Source organism: Schaalia turicensis (assembly GCF_019380255.1).
GTDB lineage: Bacteria > Actinomycetota > Actinomycetes > Actinomycetales > Actinomycetaceae > Pauljensenia > Pauljensenia turicensis_A.
Genome location: NZ_CP048928.1, coordinates 612,398 through 636,429, shown reverse-complemented (window position 1 = coordinate 636,429; position 24,032 = coordinate 612,398). Strand labels below are relative to the sequence as shown.

Annotated in this window: 24 protein-coding genes; 4 read left to right on the top strand and 20 right to left on the bottom strand. The window is 56.6% G+C overall.

Annotated features, from left to right (window positions below; all coding sequences use genetic code 11):
* Window positions 1-15 precede the first annotated feature (15 nt).
* Both nrdR and G5S47_RS08485 read right to left on the bottom strand, forming a co-directional pair.
* Window positions 16-561 (bottom strand): transcriptional regulator NrdR, encoded by a 546-nt coding sequence (gene nrdR, locus G5S47_RS02720; RefSeq protein WP_006681698.1) that lies wholly within the window; start codon window positions 559-561, stop codon window positions 16-18.
* A gap of 69 nt (window positions 562-630) precedes the next feature.
* Window positions 631-1,101 (bottom strand): LysM peptidoglycan-binding domain-containing protein, encoded by a 471-nt coding sequence (locus G5S47_RS08485; protein ID WP_006681699.1) that lies wholly within the window; start codon window positions 1,099-1,101, stop codon window positions 631-633.
* A 189-nt stretch (window positions 1,102-1,290) separates the two neighbouring features.
* Here G5S47_RS08485 and lexA point away from each other — a divergent pair, with 189 nt between their 5' ends.
* Entirely contained in the window at window positions 1,291-1,989 is a 699-nt protein-coding gene (gene lexA, locus G5S47_RS02710; RefSeq protein ID WP_006681700.1) for a transcriptional repressor LexA, read from the top strand.
* A gap of 101 nt (window positions 1,990-2,090) precedes the next feature.
* Here lexA and G5S47_RS02705 read toward each other — a convergent pair whose 3' ends face one another.
* The 3 genes from G5S47_RS02705 to hflX all read right to left on the bottom strand — a co-directional run bounded on the left by G5S47_RS02705 (window position 2,091) and on the right by hflX (window position 6,684).
* Window positions 2,091-3,080, bottom strand: coding sequence for an L-lactate dehydrogenase (locus tag G5S47_RS02705; protein ID WP_006681701.1), 990 nt, complete (start codon window positions 3,078-3,080; stop codon window positions 2,091-2,093).
* Window positions 3,081-3,187: 107 nt separating this feature from the next.
* Window positions 3,188-5,149: an ATP-dependent DNA helicase gene (locus tag G5S47_RS02700; protein WP_219585774.1), complete on the bottom strand. Its 1,962-nt coding sequence runs from the start codon at window positions 5,147-5,149 to the stop codon at window positions 3,188-3,190.
* Window positions 5,146-6,684 (bottom strand): GTPase HflX, encoded by a 1,539-nt coding sequence (gene hflX, locus G5S47_RS02695; protein WP_219585773.1) that lies wholly within the window; start codon window positions 6,682-6,684, stop codon window positions 5,146-5,148. Before hflX ends, G5S47_RS02700 begins: the two co-directional genes overlap by 4 nt.
* Before the next feature lie 116 nt (window positions 6,685-6,800).
* Here hflX and G5S47_RS02690 point away from each other — a divergent pair, with 116 nt between their 5' ends.
* Window positions 6,801-7,418, top strand: coding sequence for a class I SAM-dependent methyltransferase (locus tag G5S47_RS02690; protein ID WP_219585772.1), 618 nt, complete (start codon window positions 6,801-6,803; stop codon window positions 7,416-7,418).
* Between the two features lie 55 nt (window positions 7,419-7,473).
* Here the strand turns inward: G5S47_RS02690 and dapF are convergent, their stop codons facing one another.
* Window positions 7,474-8,382, bottom strand: a complete 909-nt coding sequence (gene dapF, locus G5S47_RS02685) for a diaminopimelate epimerase (RefSeq protein WP_006681705.1) — start codon at window positions 8,380-8,382, stop codon at window positions 7,474-7,476.
* 10 nt (window positions 8,383-8,392) lie between these two features.
* Window positions 8,393-9,379, bottom strand: coding sequence for a tRNA (adenosine(37)-N6)-dimethylallyltransferase MiaA (gene miaA, locus G5S47_RS02680; RefSeq protein WP_219585861.1), 987 nt, complete (start codon window positions 9,377-9,379; stop codon window positions 8,393-8,395).
* 149 nt (window positions 9,380-9,528) lie between these two features.
* On the opposite strand from miaA, the gene G5S47_RS02675 reads away from it, so the two are divergent.
* Window positions 9,529-9,975 carry a YbjN domain-containing protein gene (locus G5S47_RS02675; protein ID WP_219585771.1) on the top strand — a complete coding sequence of 149 codons (447 nt, stop codon included), beginning with the start codon at window positions 9,529-9,531 and terminating at the stop codon, window positions 9,973-9,975.
* A complete protein-coding gene (locus G5S47_RS02670) occupies window positions 9,968-10,522 on the top strand; it encodes a type III secretion system chaperone family protein (RefSeq protein ID WP_179370499.1) in 555 nt (184 codons plus the stop codon). The genes G5S47_RS02675 and G5S47_RS02670 overlap by 8 nt, the downstream gene beginning before the upstream one ends.
* A gap of 112 nt (window positions 10,523-10,634) precedes the next feature.
* Here G5S47_RS02670 and miaB read toward each other — a convergent pair whose 3' ends face one another.
* The 13 genes from miaB to dapB all read right to left on the bottom strand — a co-directional run bounded on the left by miaB (window position 10,635) and on the right by dapB (window position 24,011).
* A complete protein-coding gene (gene miaB / locus G5S47_RS02665; protein ID WP_257878492.1) occupies window positions 10,635-12,179 on the bottom strand; it encodes a tRNA (N6-isopentenyl adenosine(37)-C2)-methylthiotransferase MiaB in 1,545 nt (514 codons plus the stop codon).
* A gap of 10 nt (window positions 12,180-12,189) precedes the next feature.
* Complete coding sequence (locus G5S47_RS02660) at window positions 12,190-12,684, bottom strand: CinA family protein (RefSeq protein ID WP_219585770.1); 495 nt, start codon at window positions 12,682-12,684, stop codon at window positions 12,190-12,192.
* 41 nt (window positions 12,685-12,725) lie between these two features.
* Window positions 12,726-13,328 carry a regulatory protein RecX gene (locus G5S47_RS02655; RefSeq protein WP_219585769.1) on the bottom strand — a complete coding sequence of 201 codons (603 nt, stop codon included), beginning with the start codon at window positions 13,326-13,328 and terminating at the stop codon, window positions 12,726-12,728.
* 5 nt (window positions 13,329-13,333) lie between these two features.
* Window positions 13,334-14,428 (bottom strand): recombinase RecA, encoded by a 1,095-nt coding sequence (recA, locus tag G5S47_RS02650; protein WP_219585768.1) that lies wholly within the window; start codon window positions 14,426-14,428, stop codon window positions 13,334-13,336.
* A 217-nt stretch (window positions 14,429-14,645) separates the two neighbouring features.
* Entirely contained in the window at window positions 14,646-14,882 is a 237-nt protein-coding gene (locus G5S47_RS02645) for a DUF3046 domain-containing protein (RefSeq protein ID WP_006681713.1), read from the bottom strand.
* 3 nt (window positions 14,883-14,885) lie between these two features.
* Window positions 14,886-15,200, bottom strand: coding sequence for a helix-turn-helix domain-containing protein (locus G5S47_RS02640; protein WP_006681714.1), 315 nt, complete (start codon window positions 15,198-15,200; stop codon window positions 14,886-14,888).
* A 158-nt stretch (window positions 15,201-15,358) separates the two neighbouring features.
* Window positions 15,359-15,997: a CDP-diacylglycerol--glycerol-3-phosphate 3-phosphatidyltransferase gene (gene pgsA, locus G5S47_RS02635; protein ID WP_179370501.1), complete on the bottom strand. Its 639-nt coding sequence runs from the start codon at window positions 15,995-15,997 to the stop codon at window positions 15,359-15,361.
* A gap of 18 nt (window positions 15,998-16,015) precedes the next feature.
* Window positions 16,016-18,793, bottom strand: a complete 2,778-nt coding sequence (locus tag G5S47_RS02630; RefSeq protein ID WP_219585767.1) for an FtsK/SpoIIIE family DNA translocase — start codon at window positions 18,791-18,793, stop codon at window positions 16,016-16,018.
* A gap of 125 nt (window positions 18,794-18,918) precedes the next feature.
* Window positions 18,919-19,869, bottom strand: a complete 951-nt coding sequence (locus tag G5S47_RS02625; RefSeq protein WP_006681717.1) for a PfkB family carbohydrate kinase — start codon at window positions 19,867-19,869, stop codon at window positions 18,919-18,921.
* Between the two features lie 115 nt (window positions 19,870-19,984).
* Window positions 19,985-21,676 (bottom strand): ribonuclease J, encoded by a 1,692-nt coding sequence (locus G5S47_RS02620; RefSeq protein WP_006681718.1) that lies wholly within the window; start codon window positions 21,674-21,676, stop codon window positions 19,985-19,987.
* Between the two features lie 53 nt (window positions 21,677-21,729).
* A complete protein-coding gene (gene dapA / locus G5S47_RS02615) occupies window positions 21,730-22,626 on the bottom strand; it encodes a 4-hydroxy-tetrahydrodipicolinate synthase (RefSeq protein ID WP_219585766.1) in 897 nt (298 codons plus the stop codon).
* A 60-nt stretch (window positions 22,627-22,686) separates the two neighbouring features.
* On the bottom strand, window positions 22,687-23,262 hold the full coding sequence (locus G5S47_RS02610) for a GNAT family N-acetyltransferase (RefSeq protein ID WP_219585765.1): 576 nt from the start codon (window positions 23,260-23,262) through the stop codon (window positions 22,687-22,689).
* The gene (gene dapB, locus G5S47_RS02605) at window positions 23,259-24,011 is read right to left on the bottom strand and encodes a 4-hydroxy-tetrahydrodipicolinate reductase (RefSeq protein ID WP_006681721.1); all 753 of its coding nucleotides are present in this window, start codon (window positions 24,009-24,011) and stop codon (window positions 23,259-23,261) included. Before dapB ends, G5S47_RS02610 begins: the two co-directional genes overlap by 4 nt.
* Window positions 24,012-24,032 lie beyond the last annotated feature (21 nt).

Genomic DNA, 24,032 nt, shown 5'->3' with positions numbered 1-24,032 from the left:
CGCCGAAACGTTTAATCACGAGTCGAGTAGAGAATCCAGAATCTCTCGGTTCGATAGCGCCTTCTTCGTCTTGGATGAAGAGTGTGAGCCCGAAGTGGATGCGGAGGCATTGTCTTTATTACGCTCACGCAGGATGCGGATGGCTTCTTCGAAGTCTTCGAGGGTATTAAAGGCTCGATAGACGGAAGCAAAACGAAGGTAGGCGATTTCGTCGAGGTCACGGAGGAAGGGAAGAATCGCTTTTCCAACTTCATCGGAAGAGACGTTTGAAACTCCGGTTAAGCGGAGTTGTTCTTCAACCTGTTGCGCCAGGATTGCGAGATCGTCGTCAGAAACGGGGCGCCCTTGGCATGCTTTCTTCACACCGGAAACAACCTTGTTGCGCGAGAAAGGCTCGACGACACCGGCGCGCTTCACGACTTGGAACGAGGATGTTTCAAGCGTGGTGAAACGCCTCTTACATGATGTGCACGCGCGACGACGACGAATCGAGGCACCATCATCTGCGATGCGGGTATCGACGACTCGTGAATCTGGGTTATGACAGAAAGGGCAATGCACGCCTTTAACGCTACACGGCAAATAAGAAAGACGAAAAAGAAACGCGCATGAGGTGGGGGGACCTGAGTGTTAGTTCAGCGGAAGGATAACCTTCTGCCCCACCTGCAAGCCACCTTCGATGCCATTCAAACGCTGAATATCTGTCACAACATCTTCCAGGTTGCGATCGGTATCAACGCCTTGAGCCAGCGACCAGACCGATTCCCCACCGGTCACAGCATGTTCAATGGTCGGACCTGAATAGACATCGGGAGCCAGGGCGAATCCAGCCAGGCCCGCAACAACGCTGAGAGCGAGCGTCGCACACACGCCACGAACGACATGTCCGATCGACATGGTCGATTGAACCACGACCGATTGGTGGCGACAAGCCGGACGACGACGCGTTGCAGGATCATCTTGACGAAGAACGCCCTTGCGCCGACGAGCGGAAGGAGCAGACTCAATCGAGACCACATCGGCGCCATCAGCCATCCCCTGAACAAGGTGCAGGTGTGGATGAGCGTCGTGGGCAAGAGTAGCACCGGCACATGCATTCATGAGGATCTCCTTCACAACATATCGAACATATGTTCGTCGAACACTTGTACGATAACAGGTCTTCAAACAAAAGTCGAGACTTATTCGAACAAATGTTTCATTTTCGCGTCAGAATCAGATAATCTGACCTAACAAGTGCATCAGCAACCATGTAGAAACCGAATTGCACGCAACCTCACGGAGAACCTCATGACAGACAAAGCAACGCTGACTAGTCGCCAGCGAGAGATCCTTCTTGTCATTCACGAAGAGGTCAGCGCGCACGGTTTTCCTCCCTCTGTCAGAGAGATTGCCCAACGCGCACACCTTGCTTCCCCATCAACCGTGAAGTACCACTTGGACGCACTGGAACGCGCCGGCTACCTCCAACGAGTCCCCGGCTTACCGCGCGCCCTTGAACTCTCCGTAACAGCGAAACAGGAGCTCGGCGTGGACGCGCCAACTACTCCGGCACCTCAAACAGTCACGAACGTGGTCACCATTGACCTGCCAGCCGGACACGTTGACGAAGACAGTTCGTCAATCCCCCTGGTTGGCCGTATTGCCGCGGGCGCTCCGATCACAGCAGAGCAGTACGTGGAAGATGTTTTCGAGCTACCCACTCGACTTACCGGCCACGGGCAAATGTTCATGCTGGAGGTCAGCGGAGAGTCCATGGTGGACGCTGGCATTCTGGACGGCGACTTCGTCGTTGTTCGTTCCCAATCGAACGCATCCCAGGGAGAAATCGTTGCCGCCATGATCGACGGCGAAGCTACGGTCAAGGTGTTCTCAAAGACAGACGGCCATATTTGGCTCCTGCCATGCAACGAATCCTACGCCCCCATCCCAGGCGATGAAGCCACCATTTTGGGCAAGGTGGTCACCGTCCTGCGTTCCTTGGCATAGTCGCTTCCGGGGCGTAGCCCCGGCCTCGTACCCCTGCTCGCACAGCACACACGTGTGGGGAGCACCCAACGGGCACTCCCCACACTGGACAGATACAGAACTTAGAAGCCCAAGTCCCTTGCCACCTGACGCAGGCGCGTCGCAGAGGCAGTCAGACCATCGCGTTCATTCAGCGTCAACGGCGGATTCAGGACCCTGCCCGCACCCGAACGACCAACGATTGTCGGCGCAGCCATGCAGACATCCGAGATGCCTTCCCAGTCCTCCAGCAGGCTAGAGACGGTAAGAACACGATTTTCGTCTCTAAGGACGGCACTCGCAATATTCGATGCGGCAAGACCAATTGCGTAGTTTGTCGCACCCTTGCCTTCAATGATCTTGTAGGCAGACTCAACAACATCCTGAGCAATGCGTTTACGCAATCCAATATCGAACGGTTTACCCTCCAAGGTTGGCCCCCAGTGCTCAAGGGGAACATTACCAATCTCAGCGGAGGACCACAGTGCAACTTCTGAGTCACCATGTTCACCAGCAATGTAGGCGTGAATATTCTGGGTAGCCACGCCGGTTTCACGCGACACCAGGTAGCGCAAACGCGACGTATCAAGCACAGTGCCAGATCCAAATACCTGATTGCGTGGTAGACCGGTCAGCTTCAGCGCCACATAGGTAACAACATCCACGGGATTCGTGATGAACATGAAGATTGCGTCTGGCGCAACGTTTTGAAGGTTCGGAACAATCTTCTTCATCAGTTCAACAGTTGAACCAGCAAGTTCAAGGCGCGACTGCCCCGGCTTCTGCTTGGCACCAGCGGTCACAATCACAAGGTCAGACCCACGGACGATTTCAACATCATCTGAGCCTTCAACACTGCCACACGGAGTGAATTGAATACCGTGTGCCATGTCGAGAGCTTCGGCTTCAACCTTGGCCTTGTTAATGTCCTGAAGAACGATTGTTCGAGCATCACCGCGCATTGCGCACGCGTAGGCGACTGCCGTGCCAACGGCCCCAGCCCCTACGACAGCGATCTTTGACGGACGACCCGATGACTTCGGGGGATACAAGCTATTCACACGTCCAGGCACGATGCCTTCCTTCCTCGTTGAGTGGTCTCATAGTCTCAAATTTGAATCACATTATCTCGATTTCGCATTGCTTCAAGGTAACTACGTCACCCAATTTCAGGACATTGTTAACAATTAACCTTGGACAAGCGACTTAGGGCCCCTTTCACGACCTCCTGATCGCGTGTGACCCACATTCTCGGCAACGAATTCAGCAGGTATCCACCATAGGACTTCGTGTCCACACGACGATCAAGGATCGCCACCACTCCCCTGTCCGACGCCGATCGAATCAGACGCCCAGCCCCCTGCGCCATCAGAAGCGCGGCATGAGGAAGAGAAACACCCCAAAACCCTCCAATACCACGCGCATCGGCATCCTGGGACAGAGCCTTCGTCACCGGATTATCGGGGTGCGGGAATGGAATGCGGTCGATGACGACCAGTCGACACGAGTCGCCCACAACATCAACACCCTGCCACAACGACAAGGTGCCAACCAAACACGCATCGCGCTCCCTACGGAATCGGTTAACCAGCACGCTCAAGGTTTCATCTCCCTGGCGATACACGGTGAGTTCTGTCCGATCCTTCAGAGCCTCGTACCCTTGATTCGCTGCCTTCCACGAACTGAACAGCGCCAACATTCCCCCATCGGAGGCCTGGGCAAGGGCCACCAATTCATCCGTAGCAGCGTCAGACAACCCACCCGGCCCAGGATCTGGCAAGCCGGAAGCAATATAGAGAATCCCCTGGCGCGCCGGATCGAAAGGTGTGCCCACATCGCGCGACGTCCACGGCTGCTTCGACACCATGAATCCACAATCGCGTGCCATCTGGTCGAAAGAACCACCCAACGTCAGAGTCGCTGAGGTCAAGATTGCCGGCCTACCTGAGAACCCTTTGGACCCAACGGGAAGCGCAACGTCAAGGGGCGCTAGATTCAGCGACATATTCCCCGCGTCATCTTTCGTCACAAAAGTCGCCATCGATGCCGGGTCCTCACTCCATCCGGCGATAAAGTCCCGTAATTCGTCCAGCGACCCGCGCGCAAGTATCTTGTCTGCTTGATCAGCAGATGACGCCTGTAGCTGAGTTCCGAGTTCGCGTGAGACATTATCGAGCAGCGCTAATGCGCCGACAAGCGCCTGAGGACGAGAGCCCATCAGCCCCTCCCCGCACGGGGTCAGAGCGGCAACAAAATCGACTGTAGCCATATCAAGAGCATCAGTTTCAAGCTTCGCGTTGGTTCGAAGCCTGCGTGATACGCGATGAATCATGGCCTGCGATAGCGTCATCGTCGCCTGGCTTCGTACTCTCTCAGCAAGTTCGTGGGCTTCGTCGACAACGACTGGACCAATGTCTTCAAACAGATCGTTCGGCGACGTGCAATGGATGCCAAATAGAGAATGGTTCGTGACCACCAGGTCAGCCTCTCCGGCTGCCTCCCGCGCCTGCTGGGCGAAACAGTCATCAACGTAGGGGCAGGTCTTGCCTAAACACTCACGTTTGGCGACGCTGACATGCCTCCACGCTCGGTCATCAACACCGGGGACCAGATCATCACGATCACCAGTATCGGTTTCCTTCGCCCATTGACGAAGACGCAGAACCTCTTTGCCAAGCGCGGAAGTCGACGAGTGTGCCGACGGGGCATGTGCCGGGTCGAACAGTGTGCCCTCGTCCGGATACCCACCGTTGACACGGTTCAAACACAGATAGTTTGACCAGCCCTTTTGCACAGCGACAGTGGGACGAATACCCGTCACTTTCGCAACTGCGTCTTGGACCGCAGGCGCGTCTTTCGTCAGAATCTGCCTCTGGAGTGCCAAAGTCGCGGTGGTGACGAGGCCGCGCTCGCCAGTTGCAACGCAGTGACTGAGAAGTGGCGCGAGGTAGCCAATCGACTTACCCGTACCGGTGCCCGCCTGGATCAAAATATGACCGTCAGAATTCAGGGCCTCGCTGATATCGGTGACCATTCGTCGCTGGCCATCACGTTGCGTGCCACCCATTGATTCGATCACCGCATCAAGAACCTCGATGGCCTTGCTGGCTTCGGAGTTTCCCGGTCCTACTTCCTCACTCATTCGCCATTGTCCTGGCGAGTATAGGGGGCACCTTCGGTAGCGACCGGTAGCGCCACGTCACGGATGAGCGCTGCAAGGTGCTCATCAACTCGAGCTCGAATGCGCGTTCCTTCGGCAACATATTCTTCGTGATCGACTTCGCCATCCTCGTGGATCTGATGGACCAGGTCGCCACGCGAATATGGGATCACGCAGTCAATCTGAATACGAGGCCTGGGTAGAGCTTCTTCAATGCGATGGCGAAGTTCATCGACTCCAAAGCCCGTGTATCCGGATACTGCTACCGACGACGGGAAGTAGGTGCGAAGCAGTGCTAACTGCTCTGCAGATGCAAGATCGGCTTTGTTCAGCACGATAATTTCGGGGATAGCGAGAGCCCCCTCAATTTCACCCAACACCTGGTGGACAGCCTCAACCTGTCCCACCGGATCGGGGTGCGCGGCATCCACAACGTGAACGAGCAGGTCGGCTTCGCCCGCTTCTTCCAAGGTAGAGCGGAATGCTTCAACCAGCTGGGTGGGAAGATTCCGAACAAAACCAACCGTGTCTGACAGCGTGTATTCGCGACCATCCGCTGTCTGGGTCCGACGCACCGTCGGATCAAGGGTGGCGAACAGAGCGTCTTCAACCAGGACCCCTGCGCCCGTCAGTTGGTTGAGCAGAGTGGACTTACCAGCATTCGTGTAGCCAACAATAGCGACGGAAGGGACAGCTCCGCGACGACGCGATAAACGCTGAGTGCGCCGGGCAGGCTCCATCTTTCGTATTTCTTCGCGGAGCTTCGCCATGCGCGTGCGAATGCGACGACGATCCAATTCGATCTTCGTTTCGCCCGGACCTCGTGAACCGATACCCGCACCACCCGCGACTCGACCACCCGCCTGACGGGACATCGAATCGCCCCAGCCACGAAGACGGGGAAGCAAGTATTCGAGCTGAGCCAACTCGACCTGCGCCTTACCTTCACGCGACTTCGCGTGCTGAGCGAAAATGTCGAGGATGAGAGCGGTGCGATCAACGACCTTTGCGTCGACAACATCTTCCAGTCCGCGTCGCTGGGAAGGGGCCAATTCCTCATCAACAATGACGGTATCGGCTTCAACGGCGCGCACGATCCCCGCGAGCTCTTTCGCTTTACCTGACCCCAGATAGGTGGCAGGATCCGGCTTCACCCGTTTTTGCACGACCGCATCGAGGACCTGAGATCCGGCGGTTTGCGCGAGCGCAGCAAGCTCACGTAGCGAAGTCTCGACTTCTTCTTCGGTCTGCGTCGTCCGCAGACCGACAAGGACAACCTTTTCGAGGCGAACCTGGCGGTATTCGACTTCGGAGATTTCCTCACGATCGTTGGCATAACCCTGGATACGACGGGTACCGGCACGTGCCTCTCGTTCAAGATCGCCAGCATCTGCGGAGTGATCTTGACCGGCGGTGGATTCCAGCGCCGTGCCTCGACGCGCCAGAATGCGTGCAACAACGTCATTCGCGCGCTGTTGTGCCAATTCGTCGTCAGCCGAGAATCCGGGATTGTCCATTCAGTTCCTTCCGCGTATGTCTGCCCTCTAAGTGTGGCACCTATTCGGTCGGCGTGCGACCTACGCCCCTCTCAGTGCGTTCGTTGCCAGGCAGTCAACCCGCTAGGCTAAAGAGCGTGAATCAACAGTATTTTTCTCATTCCAGCCCTGCTCGCGCCGACGAGATATCGAAGCTGACCTACAGCGTACGAGGCCATAACTTCGACATGTCCGTCTCATCGAAGGTGTTTTCGACCAGCCGTCTGGATTTAGGAACTCGCCAGCTTCTTGCCGAAGCTCCTTGCCTTCCCGCCACCGGCACTTTCCTTGATGTGGGATGCGGTTGGGGTCCGATTGCTCTGGCAATGGCAAAGGAAGCGCCTGAAGCTACCGTCTGGGCTGTTGATGTGAACGATCGGGCGATTGATCTCACGCGCCGGAACGCCACGTCTCACGGTTGCACCAATGTGCGCGCGATGAGCGAAGACGAGGCCCTTGCAGCCGTGGCCACCGATGACGTTCGTTTTGACGTCATATGGTCAAACCCGCCGATCCGTATCGGCAAAGAGGCTCTGCATGCTCTGCTGGTGCGATGGCTCGACCGCCTGAGCCCCACGGGTGTCGCCTATCTTGTTGTGCAGCGAAACCTTGGCGCCGATTCCCTCATTTCATGGCTGAATGGCCGCGGATACGGCGCTGAAAAGTACGCGTCAAAGAAGGGTTACCGCATTATCAAGGTTCGCTCGGGCGCCTGAACTTCTGCCCCCACTTTTTACGGGTGACGCAGACCTTTGAGCGAGAGAAACAGGCTCAGACGAGTTCGAATGTAGCAACGCGAGTCGCAGGACCGGTCAGAATCACTGAAGCGTCGGTGACATGTGGCTGACCGTTCTCCCAGCTCAGGACATCGTCCAGATCAACCCACACGCGACCTCCCGGCACGTCAACGATCCACGAGGCCGGTGCTCCCTCACCTCGACGAATAGCCGTTGCAAGGGCCGCCGCACAACATCCCGTGCCACACGCAAGGGTCTCACCCACTCCGCGTTCAAGGACGCGCAGACGAATGTGGCCACTCTGATCCTCCGGGCCGGTCAGGTCAACGACGGCTTCAAGGTTTGTACCGCGCTCATTCGAGGGCGCATAGGTGGGGCGCATAACCTCGGGGGCTTCGGACGCATCAGTGGCCGGGAAGATAATGTTGTGGAGTTCCTCTTCGCTCGCAAGCGCGACAACCGTATGCGGGTTCGGCATATCCACATATACTCCGCGCAGGGTCTGCTCAATGCCCGGGATCGTCACGTCAATGTCGGCCGTTCCACTGGATCGAGCCGGACCCATGTCAACGCGGTACAGGACCTCGGCCTCGCCCCCCTGATCGATAACGCGGACAGTGCGAACTCCCCCTCTGGTGCCCACCTCAATTTCCTCATCGGTTATCAGGCCTTCGCGGCGCAGATGATCAACAAAGACGCGGATACCGTTGCCGCACATTTCCGCGATCGACCCGTCGGAATTGCGGTAGTCCATGAACCAGCGACCATCCTTCATGACGGCACGCATCAGCCCATCAGCGCCGATACCGAACGCAGGCGAGCAGAGACGACGCACCTCTACAGCATCGATATCGTTTGTGTCATCGGCATCTGTGTAGACAACGAAAGAATTCCCAGTGCCGTGGGCTTTCGCAATACGAGTTGAGGGACGTAGAGCAGTCATATCGTTAACGCTAGTGGGTCTGCGCGCCGGCGTAGTCATCCGCCGTTTTTTGGACAATCTTCAGTGCCCGGTCCAGCAGGTCGTTCTTCGAGGTTCCGTCTTCGGCATCGATCCAGATCACGCGATGGTCAGGGCGCAACCACTTGATCTGACGCCTGGCCAACTGCCTGGTCGCGATAGCGATCGATTCCTTCGCTTCATCGATGCTCATCTGCCCATCGATCACCGCAATTGCCTGGGCATACCCCGTCGCCTTCGACGCCGTCTTCGCATCGCGCAAGCCCTGATCGATCAGGGCGCGAGTCTCTTCAATCAGACCGTCATCAAACATCATCTGGGTGCGAAGAACAATGCGTCGATCCAATTCATCGAGATCACGGCGGATCGCGATCATCACAGACGGCTTCACGAACTCTTTGACCGGCATATGCGACGAATAGGGTTTGCCAGTCAGTTCAATGACTTCGAGGGCACGAATAATACGACGAGCATTGTGCGGATCAATGCGAGAAGCAGACACCGGATCGAGGGCCTCGAGTTTGCCATGAAGCCCCCGACTGCCCAGCGGGCCTTCCGCTTCTTCTTCCAGTGCAGAGCGTACTTTCGGATCTGTTCCAGGGAACTCAATATGATCGAGCAACGCACGTTGATAAAGACCCGAGCCGCCGGCAACGATCGCAACGCTTCCCTCGCCGTGGATCGCCTCTAGGTCCGCTCGCGCATGCGTCTGATAGTGGGCAACCGACGCTTCCTGACTGATGTCGAGAACATCGAGTTGATAGTGAGGAATCCCGCGACGTTCCTCCAGCGGCGTCTTCGCCGTGCCAACATCCATGCCCCGATACAGCTGAAGTGCATCAGCACTCACGATCTGACCGCCATTTGCTCCCCAGCATCTGCCCAATTCTTCGGCAAGATCCAGAGCCAAATCAGACTTGCCCGACGCTGTCGGTCCAACAACAGCAACAATCAGTTGCGACGGATTCGCTAGAGTCATCGCCTGGCTCTCACAATCCCCCACCTGAGCATCAGACGTGGTGCAGCGCGCATCAGCGCTTGGGATTAAAGAATGAGTGTCAGCCATGGGTTCAGTCTAAATGGCACTTCCTATTTCCCGCCGTCTACCAAACCCCGTAAGGTAGCAGTATGAGTGTGACAACAACAGATCCGGTCACCATCGACCGCATTGCACGCGCACTTGAAGACATGGGCGTTTTCCCCTTCATTTCGTCCAAGGATCAAGTTGCTGCTCTGCTTCCAAACCGCACAATCCGATTCATCGTCCCGCCCACGTCTCCAGCACAGGGCGTTGTCGACTACCCCCGCTTCTTCCACCCGTCGCACCAGCAAGCTCTGCTTGAAACAATGCGCACGTTGAACGCTTCAACATACGTGCCGAAGGCGACAACCTACACCAGCGAGCAAGGGATGATCGGTATCCGCCTCTTCCACTGCTTCAACTGGGTAGCTGGGGCGACTCATGAGCAGCTGACAGAAGAGGTCCAGCAGTTCGTGCTCGCATCCATCGCGGTTCAAAACCGTCTTGACCAGATGTACGTTGACCCGTGGACAAAGGAGGCCTCCAATGCCTGAATGGAAGTCGTTTTCGATGGGTGACGGCGCCTCACCACTGACCGAGTCACCGATCCAGCACCTGTCCCAGACCGCTACGCCGGCACCGGGCATGGAAGCTGATGAAGCCGCTGAAAAGTGGGGTACCGAGGTTTCTGAGGTCAGCATTGAACGAATTGAAAACGTTGTTGCTGGAGATGGACTGTCCCACGGCTCAAACGAATTCGTTGTTATCACTGATGTTGAAGGTGCTCGCATCCAGATTCACCGCGAACCAGCAGATTCTCCGTGGATTCAGATCGAAGCACGCATGGAACTCGACGCTGAGAGAGCAGCTAAGCTCGACATGCCTCGCCTGAACGAACTCACCAATAAGTGGAACGTCGACCATCTTCAGCCGACCACGTTCGCTCTTGAAACTGAAGATAGCAAGGTCGTTATCTTGGCGACCCGTTTCTTCGCTGGCAAGGGAATGTCAGACCGTCAGATCCATGCGATGGTGCGTCGCGGACTGGGAGTGACACTGCAAGCATTGAACGAAATGCCGGCTTTGCTGGCCCACGCGTAAGTCTTGATCAGTGCGCACACGATTGGTGCGCGATTCGCGAAACGAAATAGCAGGTGTGCATCGCTCGTCGAGCGGAGCACACCTGCTATGCGTCTATTAGGGAACAGCAGTTTCAGTGAGGTCGTCCCACGCGGATCGTCGGAATACCCAACGACACGCGTTCGTCTTCCTCATGAGCTTGGCGACGCTCCCATGCGTCGCCTGCGCGCGTACGGCGCATAGTCCATAGACCACCACCTGTCAGAGCCGAATCTGCGATCAAGTGGTGCGGGGCGCCGTGAGTGACGGTAGCGGTCACCATGTCGCCAGGACGTGGCTTATCTGCTTCGCTGATGCCCTCCGGCAAAGCAACGTGCACCAAGCGATTATCGCGGGCTCGCCCGGTCACGCGCAGTGTTTCACCATCTTTACGACCGTCGCCCTCAGAGATCAGGACCTCGACCGTGGTGCCTTCCAATGCAGCATTATCTTCCGCGCAAATTCGCTCTTGAAGAGCAACGAGGCGCTTGTAGCGTTCCAGTGCGACATCATCGGGAACCTGGTCTTCACGATCGGCAGCTGGCGTACCCGGACGCGGGGAATAGAGGAACGTGAACGCTGACGAGAATCGAGCCTGTTCGACAACGTCCAGCGTCTGTTGGAAGTCTTCTTCGGTTTCACCGGGGAAGCCAACAATGATGTCTGTCGTAATCGCAGCATCGGGAATCGCGGCGCGGACTCTTTCGAGAATACCCATGAACTTTTCGCGCCTATAGGAGCGTCGCATCTGACGAAGCACCGCATCGGAGCCAGATTGAAGTGGCATATGAAGGCTGGGCATCACGGTAGGAGTTTCAGCCATCGCCGCAATCACATCGTCCGTGAAGGCAGCCGGGTGAGGTGATGTGAAACGTACGCGTTCGAGACCCTCGATCTGCCCCACTGAGCGAAGGAGAGAGGCGAATGCGCCTCGTTCACCGAAACCGACACCGTATGAATTGACGTTCTGTCCCAGCAACGTCACTTCGATCGCACCTTCTAAGACGACCGCCTGAACTTCGGACAGAATCTCTCCGGGACGACGATCTCGTTCTTTACCGCGCAGATGAGGAACGATGCAGAAGGTGCACGTGTTGTTGCAACCCACGGAGATTGAAACCCACGCAGCGTACGCGGATTCGCGGTGAGTGGGCAGAGTCGATGGGAAGACCTTCAACGATTCTTCAATTTCGACAGCAGCTTTGCGGTTGTGTTCAGCACGCTTCAACAGGGCGGGGAGCACATCAATATTGTGTGTTCCAAACACTGCATCAACCCATGGAGCCTTATCGATAATGCCGTCACGCATCTGTTGCGCAAGACATCCACCGACGGCGATCTGCATGCCCGGACGTTCACGTTTTACCGACGCGAGCTGACCGAGGTTGCCATACAGCTTCGTCGCGGCGTTCTCGCGAACCGAGCAGGTGTTGATAACAACAACGTCGGCACCCATGTCACCGGCATCAGTTGCTCGTGCCTGAGCTGCAGGAACACGGTCAACCGGGATGAGTCCAGCTTCTTCCAGCAAGCCAGCCATACGCTCAGAGTCGTGAACGTTCATCTGGCATCCCAGCGTTTTAATCGCATAGGTGCGCGGAAGAGCTACCTGAGATGCTTCGTCTACATTCGTTTCCATCGCGGACAGTTTAATCATTCCCATCGGTTCGGGTGAAGTGAAGAACATTGTGGGCAAGGCTGAGAGCTGCACTGACACTCTGGTTGCGTACTGCTTCCCTGTCCCCCATGAAGTGGAAGAGGCGATGGCGCTCAACAGCGCCCATCACGCAGGCGACATGCACGGTTCCGGCAGGATGAAGTCCCTGCGGTCCGGGACCAGCAACCCCCGTCGTTGCAATGCCAAGGTCTGAACCAGTGAGCTCGCAGACTCCGCGCGCCATTTGAATTGCAACGCGCCGGTCAACGGGACCGAATGACTGTAACAGGCTGGGATCAACACCCAGGATCTGAGCTTTTAATTTGGTGTCATAGGTGCACACTCCGCCAAGAAGGACAGCTGATACTCCCGGCACATCAACCAATGTGGAGCACAGTTTTCCACCGGTCAGTGATTCAGCAACGCTGACGGTGACATGATTCAGTGAGCATTGTTGAATCAGTTCAACTGCTTCTTCTACAGGCATGAGATTCTTCCACTCAACGCACAGCCACAAAGCATGGTGTGCTATTCGTTGTCTTCAGCTTCGACGTCATCAGCAAGCACCTGCAAGACGGCACTTGAGACAACCGAAGGCGAATACCCTTTTCTGCTCAACATACCAACCAGCCGACGATAGGCAACTTGGCGACTGACATTGCCCATTGACCTGCGCTTTCGCATGGCAAGATCGAATGCCTTGTTCGCTTCATCATCAGGTTTTATCAAAGCAAGTGCTTGCTCAATGTCAGCGCGCGACAGTCCTTTACGTCGTAGTTCTTCAACGAGTGCTCGCCCGGTCTTCCCACCAAGTTCAAAACGATCATGAACAAGCATGCGAGCAAAAGCAGCATCATCAACCAACCCAACCTGTTGAAGGCGATCGATCACTTCGTCGGCAGTCTCGGTTGAGAAACCTTTTGCGACGATAGCGCTACGCAATTCGCCAGTCGAACGACTCCGAGAATCAAGCTGTCGAAGAGCAACTTCACGCGCCGCTTCGATCGCTTCAGTGCCCGTCAGAGCAGCATTCTTCTCTTTTAAGCGTGCAAGACGCTCTCCGACTGAGGAGCGCGCCTTGCACGTTCGTTCGAGCTCCGGATGATCTTCAGGATCCAGATAACGAACCATTGGTGTTAGAAACCTGCATCTTCCATCGGATCAATGTCAGGAAGATCTTGGTTTTCATCTTCGGACTCAAGTGGTTCACCGATTCCGAGGGCTGCCAGAATCTTGTTTTCGATCTCTGTGGCAAGTTCAGGGTTATCGATCAGGAATTGACGGACGTTTTCTTTGCCCTGTCCAAGCTGATCGTCCCCGTAAGTAAACCAGGATCCCGACTTACGCACGACGCCAGCCTCAACACCCATGTCGATAATCGAACCTTCACGCGAGATGCCCTTGCCGTAGACGATGTCGAATTCGGCCTGCTTGAAGGGTGGCGCCATCTTGTTCTTCACGACCTTGGCACGCGTGCGGTTACCGACCGGGGCTCCCGCTTCCTTCAAGGTTTCAATGCGACGAACATCAATGCGAACCGATGCGTAGAACTTCAGAGCCTTGCCACCCGTTGTCGTTTCGGGAGAACCAAAGAATACGCCGATCTTTTCACGTAGCTGGTTAATGAAAATGGCCGTGGTCCCAGTGGCAGAAAGCGCACCCGTGATCTTACGAAGTGCTTGGCTCATCAGGCGAGCCTGAAGACCAACATGGGAATCGCCCATTTCGCCTTCGATTTCAGCCTTAGGAACGAGGGCTGCAACCGAGTCAATAACAATAATGTCGATACCACCGGAGCGGATCAACATATCTGCAATTTCAAGGGCCTGTTCACCGGTATCGGGCTGAGAAACCAGCAGAGCGTCCGTATCCACACCCAGTGCCTTTGCATATACCGGGTCAAGAGCATGTTCAGCGTCAATGAACGCTGCGTTACCGCCAGCCTTTTGAGCGCTGGCGACAGCATGGAGAGCAACGGTGGTCTTACCGGAGGATTCGGGTCCGTAGATTTCGATGACACGACCACGTGGCAAGCCACCGATGCCGAGAGCAACATCCAGAGCAAGCGAACCGGTGGGAATCACCTGTACCGGCGGACGCGAGTCGTCGCCCAAGCGCATGACAGAGCCCTTACCGAATTGCTTATCAATCTGAGAAAGCGCTACTTCGAGCGCCTTGTTGCGGTCATTTCCCTTGGGAGCAGACACGGGTGCATTCTTGCGACCTGCCATGATGTCCTTCTTAAGATCCGAGCCTCACCGGCTGACGATTATTCTGGCCTTTGAAGTGTGATCCCCTCTCCGAGGACACACAATGACGATATGCCTGACCATGGGCAAACCACATTGCACACCTGCTTACCTGTGGATAAGTGGGGGCAAAATGCGCCATCTATAAGAAATGATATATGGAACAGATGTTCTACACCTTCGGGCGACGCGCCGAAAGCTACGAACGAGACCTACGTCGCTCTTTTTGATCCAGTCGATGAATCCACTTCATAGACGGATCAACACCCGCTTCATCGACCAACGCATCCCACACTTCCTGAGGAGCAACCCCGCGATCAAGAGCCTCTTCGCACGTTCCACGTAGCGAAGTGAGATAGAGGTCAGACGTGTATGAACGACCGAGCGTCGCCCCAAAGACAGCGTCAACGCCCTCCCAGAATTCAGATACCTTCACGCGTCAGCTAATCAAGGTAACAGGGACAAGATCATCCGGAACAGTATCCGGAACGACAACGCCATCTACAACGGCAAGGCGGTCAGAGACTTCACGCAGAACAAACCACAGCGGGACATCGAGGGCCTCGCAAATAGCTTCAAGCAACTCTGACGACGCTTCCTTCTGACCGCGCTCTACCTCTGACAGATATCCCAGCGAAACTTGAGCGCCGGCAGAGACCTCTCTGAGCGTGCGCTTTTGACGCTGACGGATACCACGCAGGACGTCGCCAAGCTCAGTCCTCAATAAAGGTGCGGTAGTCAGTGAAGCATTCATAAGAAAAGAGTATCCCCCATCATATAGAAATGCGCGTGCAGACCACGTGATAAGACCAACCCACCGACTGGATAGCACAAGAAATGCGGACATTATCCGCGAAATTTCAACGATAAGACGCGAAAGGCGAAGTGTGTCTCACCATTAAATAAGTTGAGTCACTTTGACTCAACTTGAGGTGAGCTTGCCTTCCAGAGCTTCGCGCCCTCGACAACATAAACCAGACCAGACCAGACAGTCATCACCAATGCCAGGCCTGCGACAACCCAACCGAAGATCAGCATTCCGTGGGTCAGCGAAGCATATGCGGGCCACGAAGCACCCAGAGACTGCCACGGAATCAGAAGCAACCAGATCGCGAAAATCTGCAGAACCGTCTTCAGCTTGCCACCCTTATTTGCCGACACAACAATGTCACGTCGCAACAAAACTGCACGCAAAGCCGTAATACCAAGCTCGCGAACAGCAATCAGAATCGTCACCCACCACGGCAACAATCCAGCAATCGAGAGCACGATGAATGCACCCAGCGTAAGCGCCTTATCCGCAATCGGATCCATCAAACGACCGAAGTCTGTGATGAGATTTCGCGAACGCGCAATATGCCCATCAAGCTGATCTGTTGCGGCAGCAACCATGAAGACTAAAACAGCCCACCAGCGCGCAGCAGAAGCCTCAAGGAACATCAGCCAAATGAATACCGGGACCAGAACCAGACGGAAAACGGTCAAAACATTGGGCACGTTCCATAAAGAAACATGGTGTTCATGATCAACACGAGAAACATTACTTCCCATAGCACCCCTTTTTTTGGCTTAGCGACCGGTCAGCTGCCAAGCGTCCTCATCATCGTCGGGCTCTTCATCTACCCATTGTGGTGCATTCCCACCATAATCATGTCCTGAATATGGGTCCGGTGCCGACATAGCACCATCGACCGCACCAGTGCGCACATCGGTGCCGGGAACGCCATCACCAGTTGACGCGGTCTCGTCACCCATGGAAGGCACGACCTCTGTTGCTTCGTCTAGCGTCTCTACTTCGCCTCGTAGCATGGCAAGCACCTGAGGCAACTGCTCGGGCGCAACCAACACCTGGCGCGCCTTCGACCCTTCGGATGGGCCGACGATTTCACGCGACTCGAGCAGGTCCATCAGGCGACCTGCTCTGGCAAAACCGACACGCAACTTGCGCTGAAGCATCGACGTCGAACCCAGCTGCGAGGAAACAACCAGCTCAGCTGCCTGCAACAGATCATCGAGGTCATCGCCAATATCCTCGGCGACCTTGACCTTCTTCGCCGGCGCAACCACATCCTCGCGGTACGTGGGTTGCATCTGCGACTTCACGTGCGCGACAACCTTGTGAATCTCCGACTCGCTGACCCACGCGCCCTGGACGCGCAACGGCTTCGAAGCGCCGGCAGGAAGGTAGAGAGCATCGCCCTGACCGATCAGCTTCTCAGCACCCGGCTGGTCGAGAATCGTGCGAGAGTCAGTCAGGGACGAGGTAGCAAACGCCAAACGCGAGGGGATATTCGCCTTAATCAAGCCGGTCACAACGTCAACAGACGGACGCTGCGTCGCCAGCACCAAGTGGATGCCAGCGGCACGCGCCAGCTGAGTGATGCGCTGAATCGAGGCTTCAACATCGCGCGGAGCGACCATCATCATGTCGGCGAGCTCATCAACCACCACCAGCAAATACGGGTACGGGTGAAGCGTGCGTTGCAGACCGGGCTTTGCCTGAACCTGACCGGACGCCACAGCCTTATTGAAATCGTCAATGTGCTTGAAGCCATACTCAGCCAGATCATCGTAACGCGCATCCATTTCGCGCACGACCCATTCGAGAGCCTCAGCAGCCTTCTTCGGATCAGTGATAATCGGCGAAATCAGGTGCGGAATTCCTTCGTAAATCGTCAGTTCCACGCGCTTGGGATCAACCAGGATCATGCGCACCTGCTGGGGCGTCGCACGCATCATGATCGACGTAATCATCGAATTCACGAAGCTCGACTTACCGGAACCCGTCTGGCCAGCGACCAGCATGTGAGGAGTCTTTGCGAGGTTCGTGACAACGTACCCGCCTTCGACGTCCTTACCCACGCCGACGACCAGCGGATGCTGGTTACGCATAGCAGCGCCGGAACGCAATACGTCACCCAGCGCCACGTTTTCGCGGTCAGCGTTCGGAATTTCAATGCCGATCGCTGACTTTCCAGGAATCGGAGCAAGGATACGCACGTCAGCTGAAGCCACCGCATACGCGATGTTCTTCGTCAGGTTCATCAGTTTGTCGACCTTGACGCCGGCACCAAGAACAACTTCGTAGCGCGTCACTGTCGGACCTCGTGAAAAACCGGTGACCTTCGCATCAACGTTGAAGTCAGCGAACACCTGCATCAGCGCATTGACAACCTGATCATTGACCTCGGAGCGCGTCTTGTGCGGCGGGCCGGCAACAAGAAGACTGGCCTGGGGAAGCGTGTACGTGATTGCATCGTCCAAGTTCGGCTGGAAACCGGGCTGAGCAGGAGGATCGGTGATCGGCGGAGCAGGAATATTTGTCGCTCCCCCACGCGCATCGACTTCGGAGGTCGCTATATCAGCGGTCAGCCCATCGATGCCAGCAGTCGCATCAGGCAGGGAAATCACCTGAGTTGGCATGTCCTGCGGATCGGGGGAAAGCTCAGCCTTCTTCGCAAACCGAGACTTGCGCGCCGGCTTATCAACAAACTTTTCCGTATTCGCATCCTGCTCAAGGACAACCGTCGGGTCATCGCTGATCTGTGGGGAACGGAACGACTCATCACCGTCATATTGTTCAAGGAAAGGATCATCGCCGGCAGCAAGATCCTCGCGCGCACGACGCCTGCGTTCGCGTGCACGTTCTTCATCGCTCATTTCTTCCTCTCCACCGCGGTGGGTCAGCGAACGGAAGAAGGAGGCGAGAGCAGCCGGAGCATCGGCAACACGCGTACGAGTTGCCAGCAAGATCGAATAAATGCCCAAAAGAATGAGGATTCCGCCAGCCCCCCACCCTGACAGCAGAAGCGTCAGTGGGCGCGCGATAAACCAGCCGATAATGCCACCGGCCGATTCAATAGCTGCTAGGTCATCGAATGCCGGATTTCCTTGACTGATATGCACCAAACCGGTCAGGGCAACCGTCAACCCAATGCCACCCGCAGTGTGGTGTGGCAAGGCATGGTTTCCGGAGCGCGCGCGGAAGAGTTCTACGGCTTGTGCGACAAGTGCCAGTGGAACAACGACAGAGAATAGACCAACGAGGCCGGCTGCCCCGTGGTGCAATACATCCCCAGCCTGGCCGGAAATGTGGAACCACTCGCGCAGGGCGACAACGATCGCTAGCGCAAGAAGCACAAACGCAAGGCCGTCGCGCTTTACTTGCACATCAGCTGCATTGAACGCGCGAACCATCGAGGCAATGCCACGCCCGATTGCTGAGAAGAACGAGGCAAGGAGCCCCGGCTTCTCCGTTATCTCGGGTTGAGCCTGCTTCTGATTCGACGTGCGCTGGCGCGACTTGGCGTTCGAGCCATTTCGGGCAGATGGGTTGCTTTTAGCCATGATGATCAAAACGCTACCCGTAGACCTGGCGAATCGTGATCGGCGCGCCGTTAAAGCGCAGTCTCACGCGGATCTCACACTCGTGACACGTCTGCGAATAGAAGAAAGAGGCGCACGTGCAGTCTCTACAGTGCCGCGAGGCTCTCGACTGTTCCCGTTTCCATGACGATATCAATCTGTTCGCGTGAGGGAACAGGAAGAGCAGATTCATGAGAGAGCGCAATTGCGGCAGCCGCGTTCGCGATACGACATGCTTCCGCAACGTCTTTGCCGGTGATCAGAGTGGCGCACATTGTCGCGATGTGTGTATCACCGACACCAGCGGTGTCGACGACGTGCGTCTTGTAGGCGGGGATCATAACGGGTTCATCAGTCTGTGTGCGTTGCAATTCGCACCCCGACGCGCCCGTGCGACGGACCAGCGCAGCTTCGGGTCGCATGAGGTGACGCACTCCCGTGCCGGGCTCAAAAGAGTCGAGGATCGACGCCAAGGTGTTCGATTCACGGACATTCATTGTCACGACGTCAGCACGATGCAACAGCTGGCGCCATAGTTCTACGGGAACTTGCTCAACTGCCGGGGAAACGGCCACAACAAGAGTGACAGATGACGGCAGGGCTGCAGCCCATCCCGCAAGGACCTTCGCAGAATGAGGATTCGTCAAGTCAGAGGCAGCAATATGGATCAAGTCGCCAGGGGTAAGAACAAGAGAGTCCAACGCTGTACGCGACGGCTCTGACTCAACACCGGACGTCACAATCGAGGTCATCGACCCATCGGGTTCGATCAACTGCATTGCGACGCCGATGTCACCCACCAGTTCTGGAATAAGAACCTCAACTCCAGCTTCAACAAGCTGACGACGAACAGTGAACGAGTTCGGTCCAGTGCCTAACGGGGAAGCCAGCGCAGCCGGGATACCGAGAGCTGCCACCGCAGATAGGGTTGTAAAACCACCCCCGGGACGCGAGCTAGAAGCATCGGCATGGATGGAAGCGCCACGAACCGGTGAATGTGAAATGTGCATCGGAAGAACAAGCACCACCGAGTGGGTTGAGATAAAACGACCTGTCATTTCTTCCACGCTTCTTTGAGTTTGAGGCTCTTCGTTGAGGTTGCTGACACCAGAGTACGCGATAGGGACACCCTCAAACGCTCGTGCGGTGAAGAGATCCCCACGTGTGCCTCTTCTACTGTTCTACAACGACTGGGACGATCATCGGACGACGGCGGAGCTTGCGCGCCACCCAACGACCGATCACACGACGCATTGCCTGCTGGAGAACGTAGGGGTCGACTCCACCGGGAGCCGCCGCTTCCGCGAGCGCTACTTCGACGTCCGGCTGAATCTCTTCAAAGACCGAATCATCTTCTGCCATACCGATTGCGCGGATGATCGGCGCAGAAAGCACCATACCTGAATCGTGTTCAACGACGGCATAGACGGAGATAAAGCCTTCGGAGCCGAGCGTGCGCCTAGTTTCAAGCTCGTGTTCAGAGATTTCGCCGATGGAGCGACCGTCGACGTACACGTATTCGCAGGGAACGGCTCCACTGACGCGTGCCATGCCGTCCTTTAAGTCGACGCAGACGCCGTCTTCTGCCAGCACCACGTTGTCGGGTGAGATACCGGTCTTCACGGCAAGTTGTCCGTTAGCGACCAGGTGGCGGACCTCGCCGTGAATCGGCATGACGTTGGTGGGTTGCACGATGTTGTAGCAGTAAATCAGCTCGCCTGCAGCGGCGTGGCCGGATACGTGAACCTTCGCGTTCGCCTTGTGCACGACGCGTGCGCCCAGGCGCATGAGGTCGTTGATGACGCGGTAGACGGAGTTTTCGTTTCCAGGAATCAGAGAGGACGCTAGGACCACCATGTCGCCGGGCTCAATGGAGACGCTACGGTGAGTTCCAAGGCTCATACGGGACAGCGCGGCCATTGGTTCACCCTGCGAGCCAGTTGCCATGTAGACACGCTTGGAGGGTTCAAGCATTTCAATGGTGCGCGCGTCGACAATAACGCCCTCGGGAATAGTCAGGTAGCCCTTTTCCTGAGCGATGCGCATATTGCGTTCCATTGAGCGCCCCACCAGGCAAACGTGCCGCCCGTGGTGCGCCGCAGCCTGAATAACCTGCTGGACGCGGTGGACGTGCGAGGCGAAGGATGCAACGACGATCTGTCCCGGAGCTTCACCGAATACTCGATCGAGGACAGGGCCGATTTCACGTTCGGGAGTGATGAAGCCGGGAACCTCAGCGTTCGTGGAGTCAACCATGAACAGGTCCACGCCCTCTTCACCGAAGCGAGCAAAGGCACGAAGGTCGGTCAGGCGAGAGTCAAGGGGAAGCTGATCCATCTTGAAATCACCGGTGATCAGCAGTTTTCCTGCCGGGGTGCGGACAAAGACAGCCAGAGCGTCGGGGATCGAGTGGGTCACGGAGACGAATTCAAGATCGAAGTCATCAATAGTGATTCGGTCACCTTCTGCTACGACATGCAGGTTGTCGGTGGTCAGCTTGTGCTCACGAAGCTTCGGTTCGACAAATGCCAGCGTCAGTTCCGAACCGTAGATTGGGATGTCTTCGCGGAGTTTCAACAGGTACGGAACACCGCCGATATGGTCTTCGTGACCGTGGGTGAGGACCATGCCGACAACGTCGTCCATGCGGTCTTCAATCCAAGAGAAGTCCGGGAGAATCAGGTCAACACCCGGCTGGGTTTCTTCAGGGAAAAGAACGCCACAGTCGACAACGAGGAGTTTGGAGTCGAACTCCAGCACGTTCATGTTGCGGCCCACTTCACCCAAGCCACCAAGTGGGATGATGCGAATGGCGCCCTCTTCTAGGGGTGCGGGTTCGGAAAGGTTCTCATACAGGGACTTCATAGGTCTAAGTGTGCCACGACCTCAGGGGAAATCCGTGAACACTCAGACCCAAGTCAGAGCAGTTCGGCCACTTTCAGCGCAGACTTCAAGGATTCCATTTCGTCATTCGAGGCTCCCACCAACGGCAGACGCAGAACCGGCGTTTCAATGACGCCCTGCAGGTACAGGGCTGCTTTTGCCATGACAGCCCCCTGTCCTCCGCCCATGATGGCAGCCACCAGCGGGCGAAGCGAGTAGGCAAGTTCGCGGGCTTCCCAGACCTTATCGGCATCCAGCAGGTCGATCATCTTCCGGTAGTGCGACGAGGCAACATGTGACACGACCGACACGAAACCGGAGGCTCCGCCGGTCATCCAAGCGAAGTTCAAGCCGTCATCACCCGAGTAGTACTCGAGCTTAGTTCGGTGCATTCGTTCGACGCCCTGTTCAACGTTGCCTGTGGCATCTTTAACAGCTTTGATACGCGGGTGGGTGGCAAGGTCGTCCAGTGTCTCATCACTGAACGCCAAGCCGGTACGTCCCGGAATGTCGTAGAGCATGACGGGAAGATCAGTTGCGTCCGCAATAGCGCGAACGTGGGCACGCAGACCCATCTGAGAGGGACGGTTGTAATACGGGGAGACAACCAGCAGACCATCAGCCCCCGACGCCTGCGCCCCTTCACCAATACGCACAGCGTGCGCGGTGTCGTTCGAGCACGCACCGCAGAGAATAAACGCGCGGTCACCCACCGCTTCCTTCACAGCAACCGTCAGTTCATCCTTCTCCGGCTGATGGGTCGTCGGAGATTCGCCAGTCGTTCCAGACAGCAAAACTGTGTCAGACCCGTCGTCAACGAGTTTCTTCGCCAAACGGACCGCGGAGTCGAGATCGATTGACCCGTCAGCGTGAAACGGGGTCACCATTGCGGTTGCAAGGGAGCCGAAAAGACGGCGCGGGGTGTAGCTCATGGGTTGAGCATATGACGCGGAGGCATCGAAACAGCCCAAAGTTCACTAGGTGAACGCCTATCACTCGTCAGGTGTCTGCGTCGAAGTCCACCACAGGTGTTGGACAACATCAGGCATGTCGGGGAATGTGCGCCTCACCCCTGCCGGCCCAAACCCGCACGAGGTGAAGAAACGGATCCGGGCCTCGTCCCTTGAATCAATCCACGTACTGAGGGCGGTCGCACGCGAAACATCGACGCACGCCTGCACCAAGCGAGAGGCGTGTCCGCTTCGACGGAAACTTTCGTCCACGTCCATTTCGGCAATTAACGAGGAGCCCGTGATGGCGCTACCATCACCGGCGGTGAAATCATCGGCGGGAACAACCAGAGCATAACCGGCGACCACGTTGGCGTGGAGGGCAACAAGAGTGAAGCACCCAGCGGGAGCAGGAGCAGTCAATGTTGTTGCCCACTGTTGCACAAGAACCTGTTCGCCCACCTGTGCGCTCGCGCCGAAGAGCCTCTTGAGCGAGGCTGCCTGAATACGCGCGATCTGTGGCGCATCCTGAGCCAATGCGGGGCGAACCGATCGGTCGGGCACCTTCGAAACAGACTGAGGTGCACCTGCTCCCGGCATACCAAGGTCGATGCTCATAGAAGCCCCGGCAGGTCAAGGACAGTATCCAAGCCGATCGACAGACCCGGATGCTTGCTCACTTCACGCACGCCCAACAAAACGCCGGGCATGAAAGAGAAACGGTCGAAGGAATCCGTGCGAATCACCAGCTGTTCACCAGGGTTGCCCAGCAGGATCTCTTCCGAGGCTGTCAGGCCACGCAGGCGGACAGCATGGACAGGCACGCCGTCTACGACTCCCCCTCGGGCCCCCAGTGGATCCGACTGGGTGGCATCAGGCATGGGACCACATCCGGCCTTTCCGCGCGACGCTGCGATCCCCTTCGCAGTGGCAACCGCAGTACCGGAAGGCGCATCCACCTTGTTCGGATGGTGCATTTCAATAACCTCAGCGGACTCGAAATACGGGGCGGCCAGCGCAGCGAACTTCATCGCCAGCACGGCAGACATCGCGAAGTTCGGTGCGATCAGGACGCAACGGCCAGATTCTTCAGCGTGGACGCGCACACGCTCATAGGATTCATCACTCCACCCCGTTGTGCCCACAACGACGTTCACCCCAGCGTCCAGCAGTGCGTGGACATTTGCTTCAGTAACAGACGGCGTTGAGAAATCGACGGCAACCTCGGCGCCACCAAGGTTACTGGCGGTGATCTGATCCGAAGCATCAAGACCAGCGACGAACTCCATGTCGTCTGCACCGTTCACGGCTTCAACGACGGTCGCGCCCATACGGCCTTGAGCGCCAATGACTGCTACGTGAATCATGATGAGTTCCTCTTCTTGTCT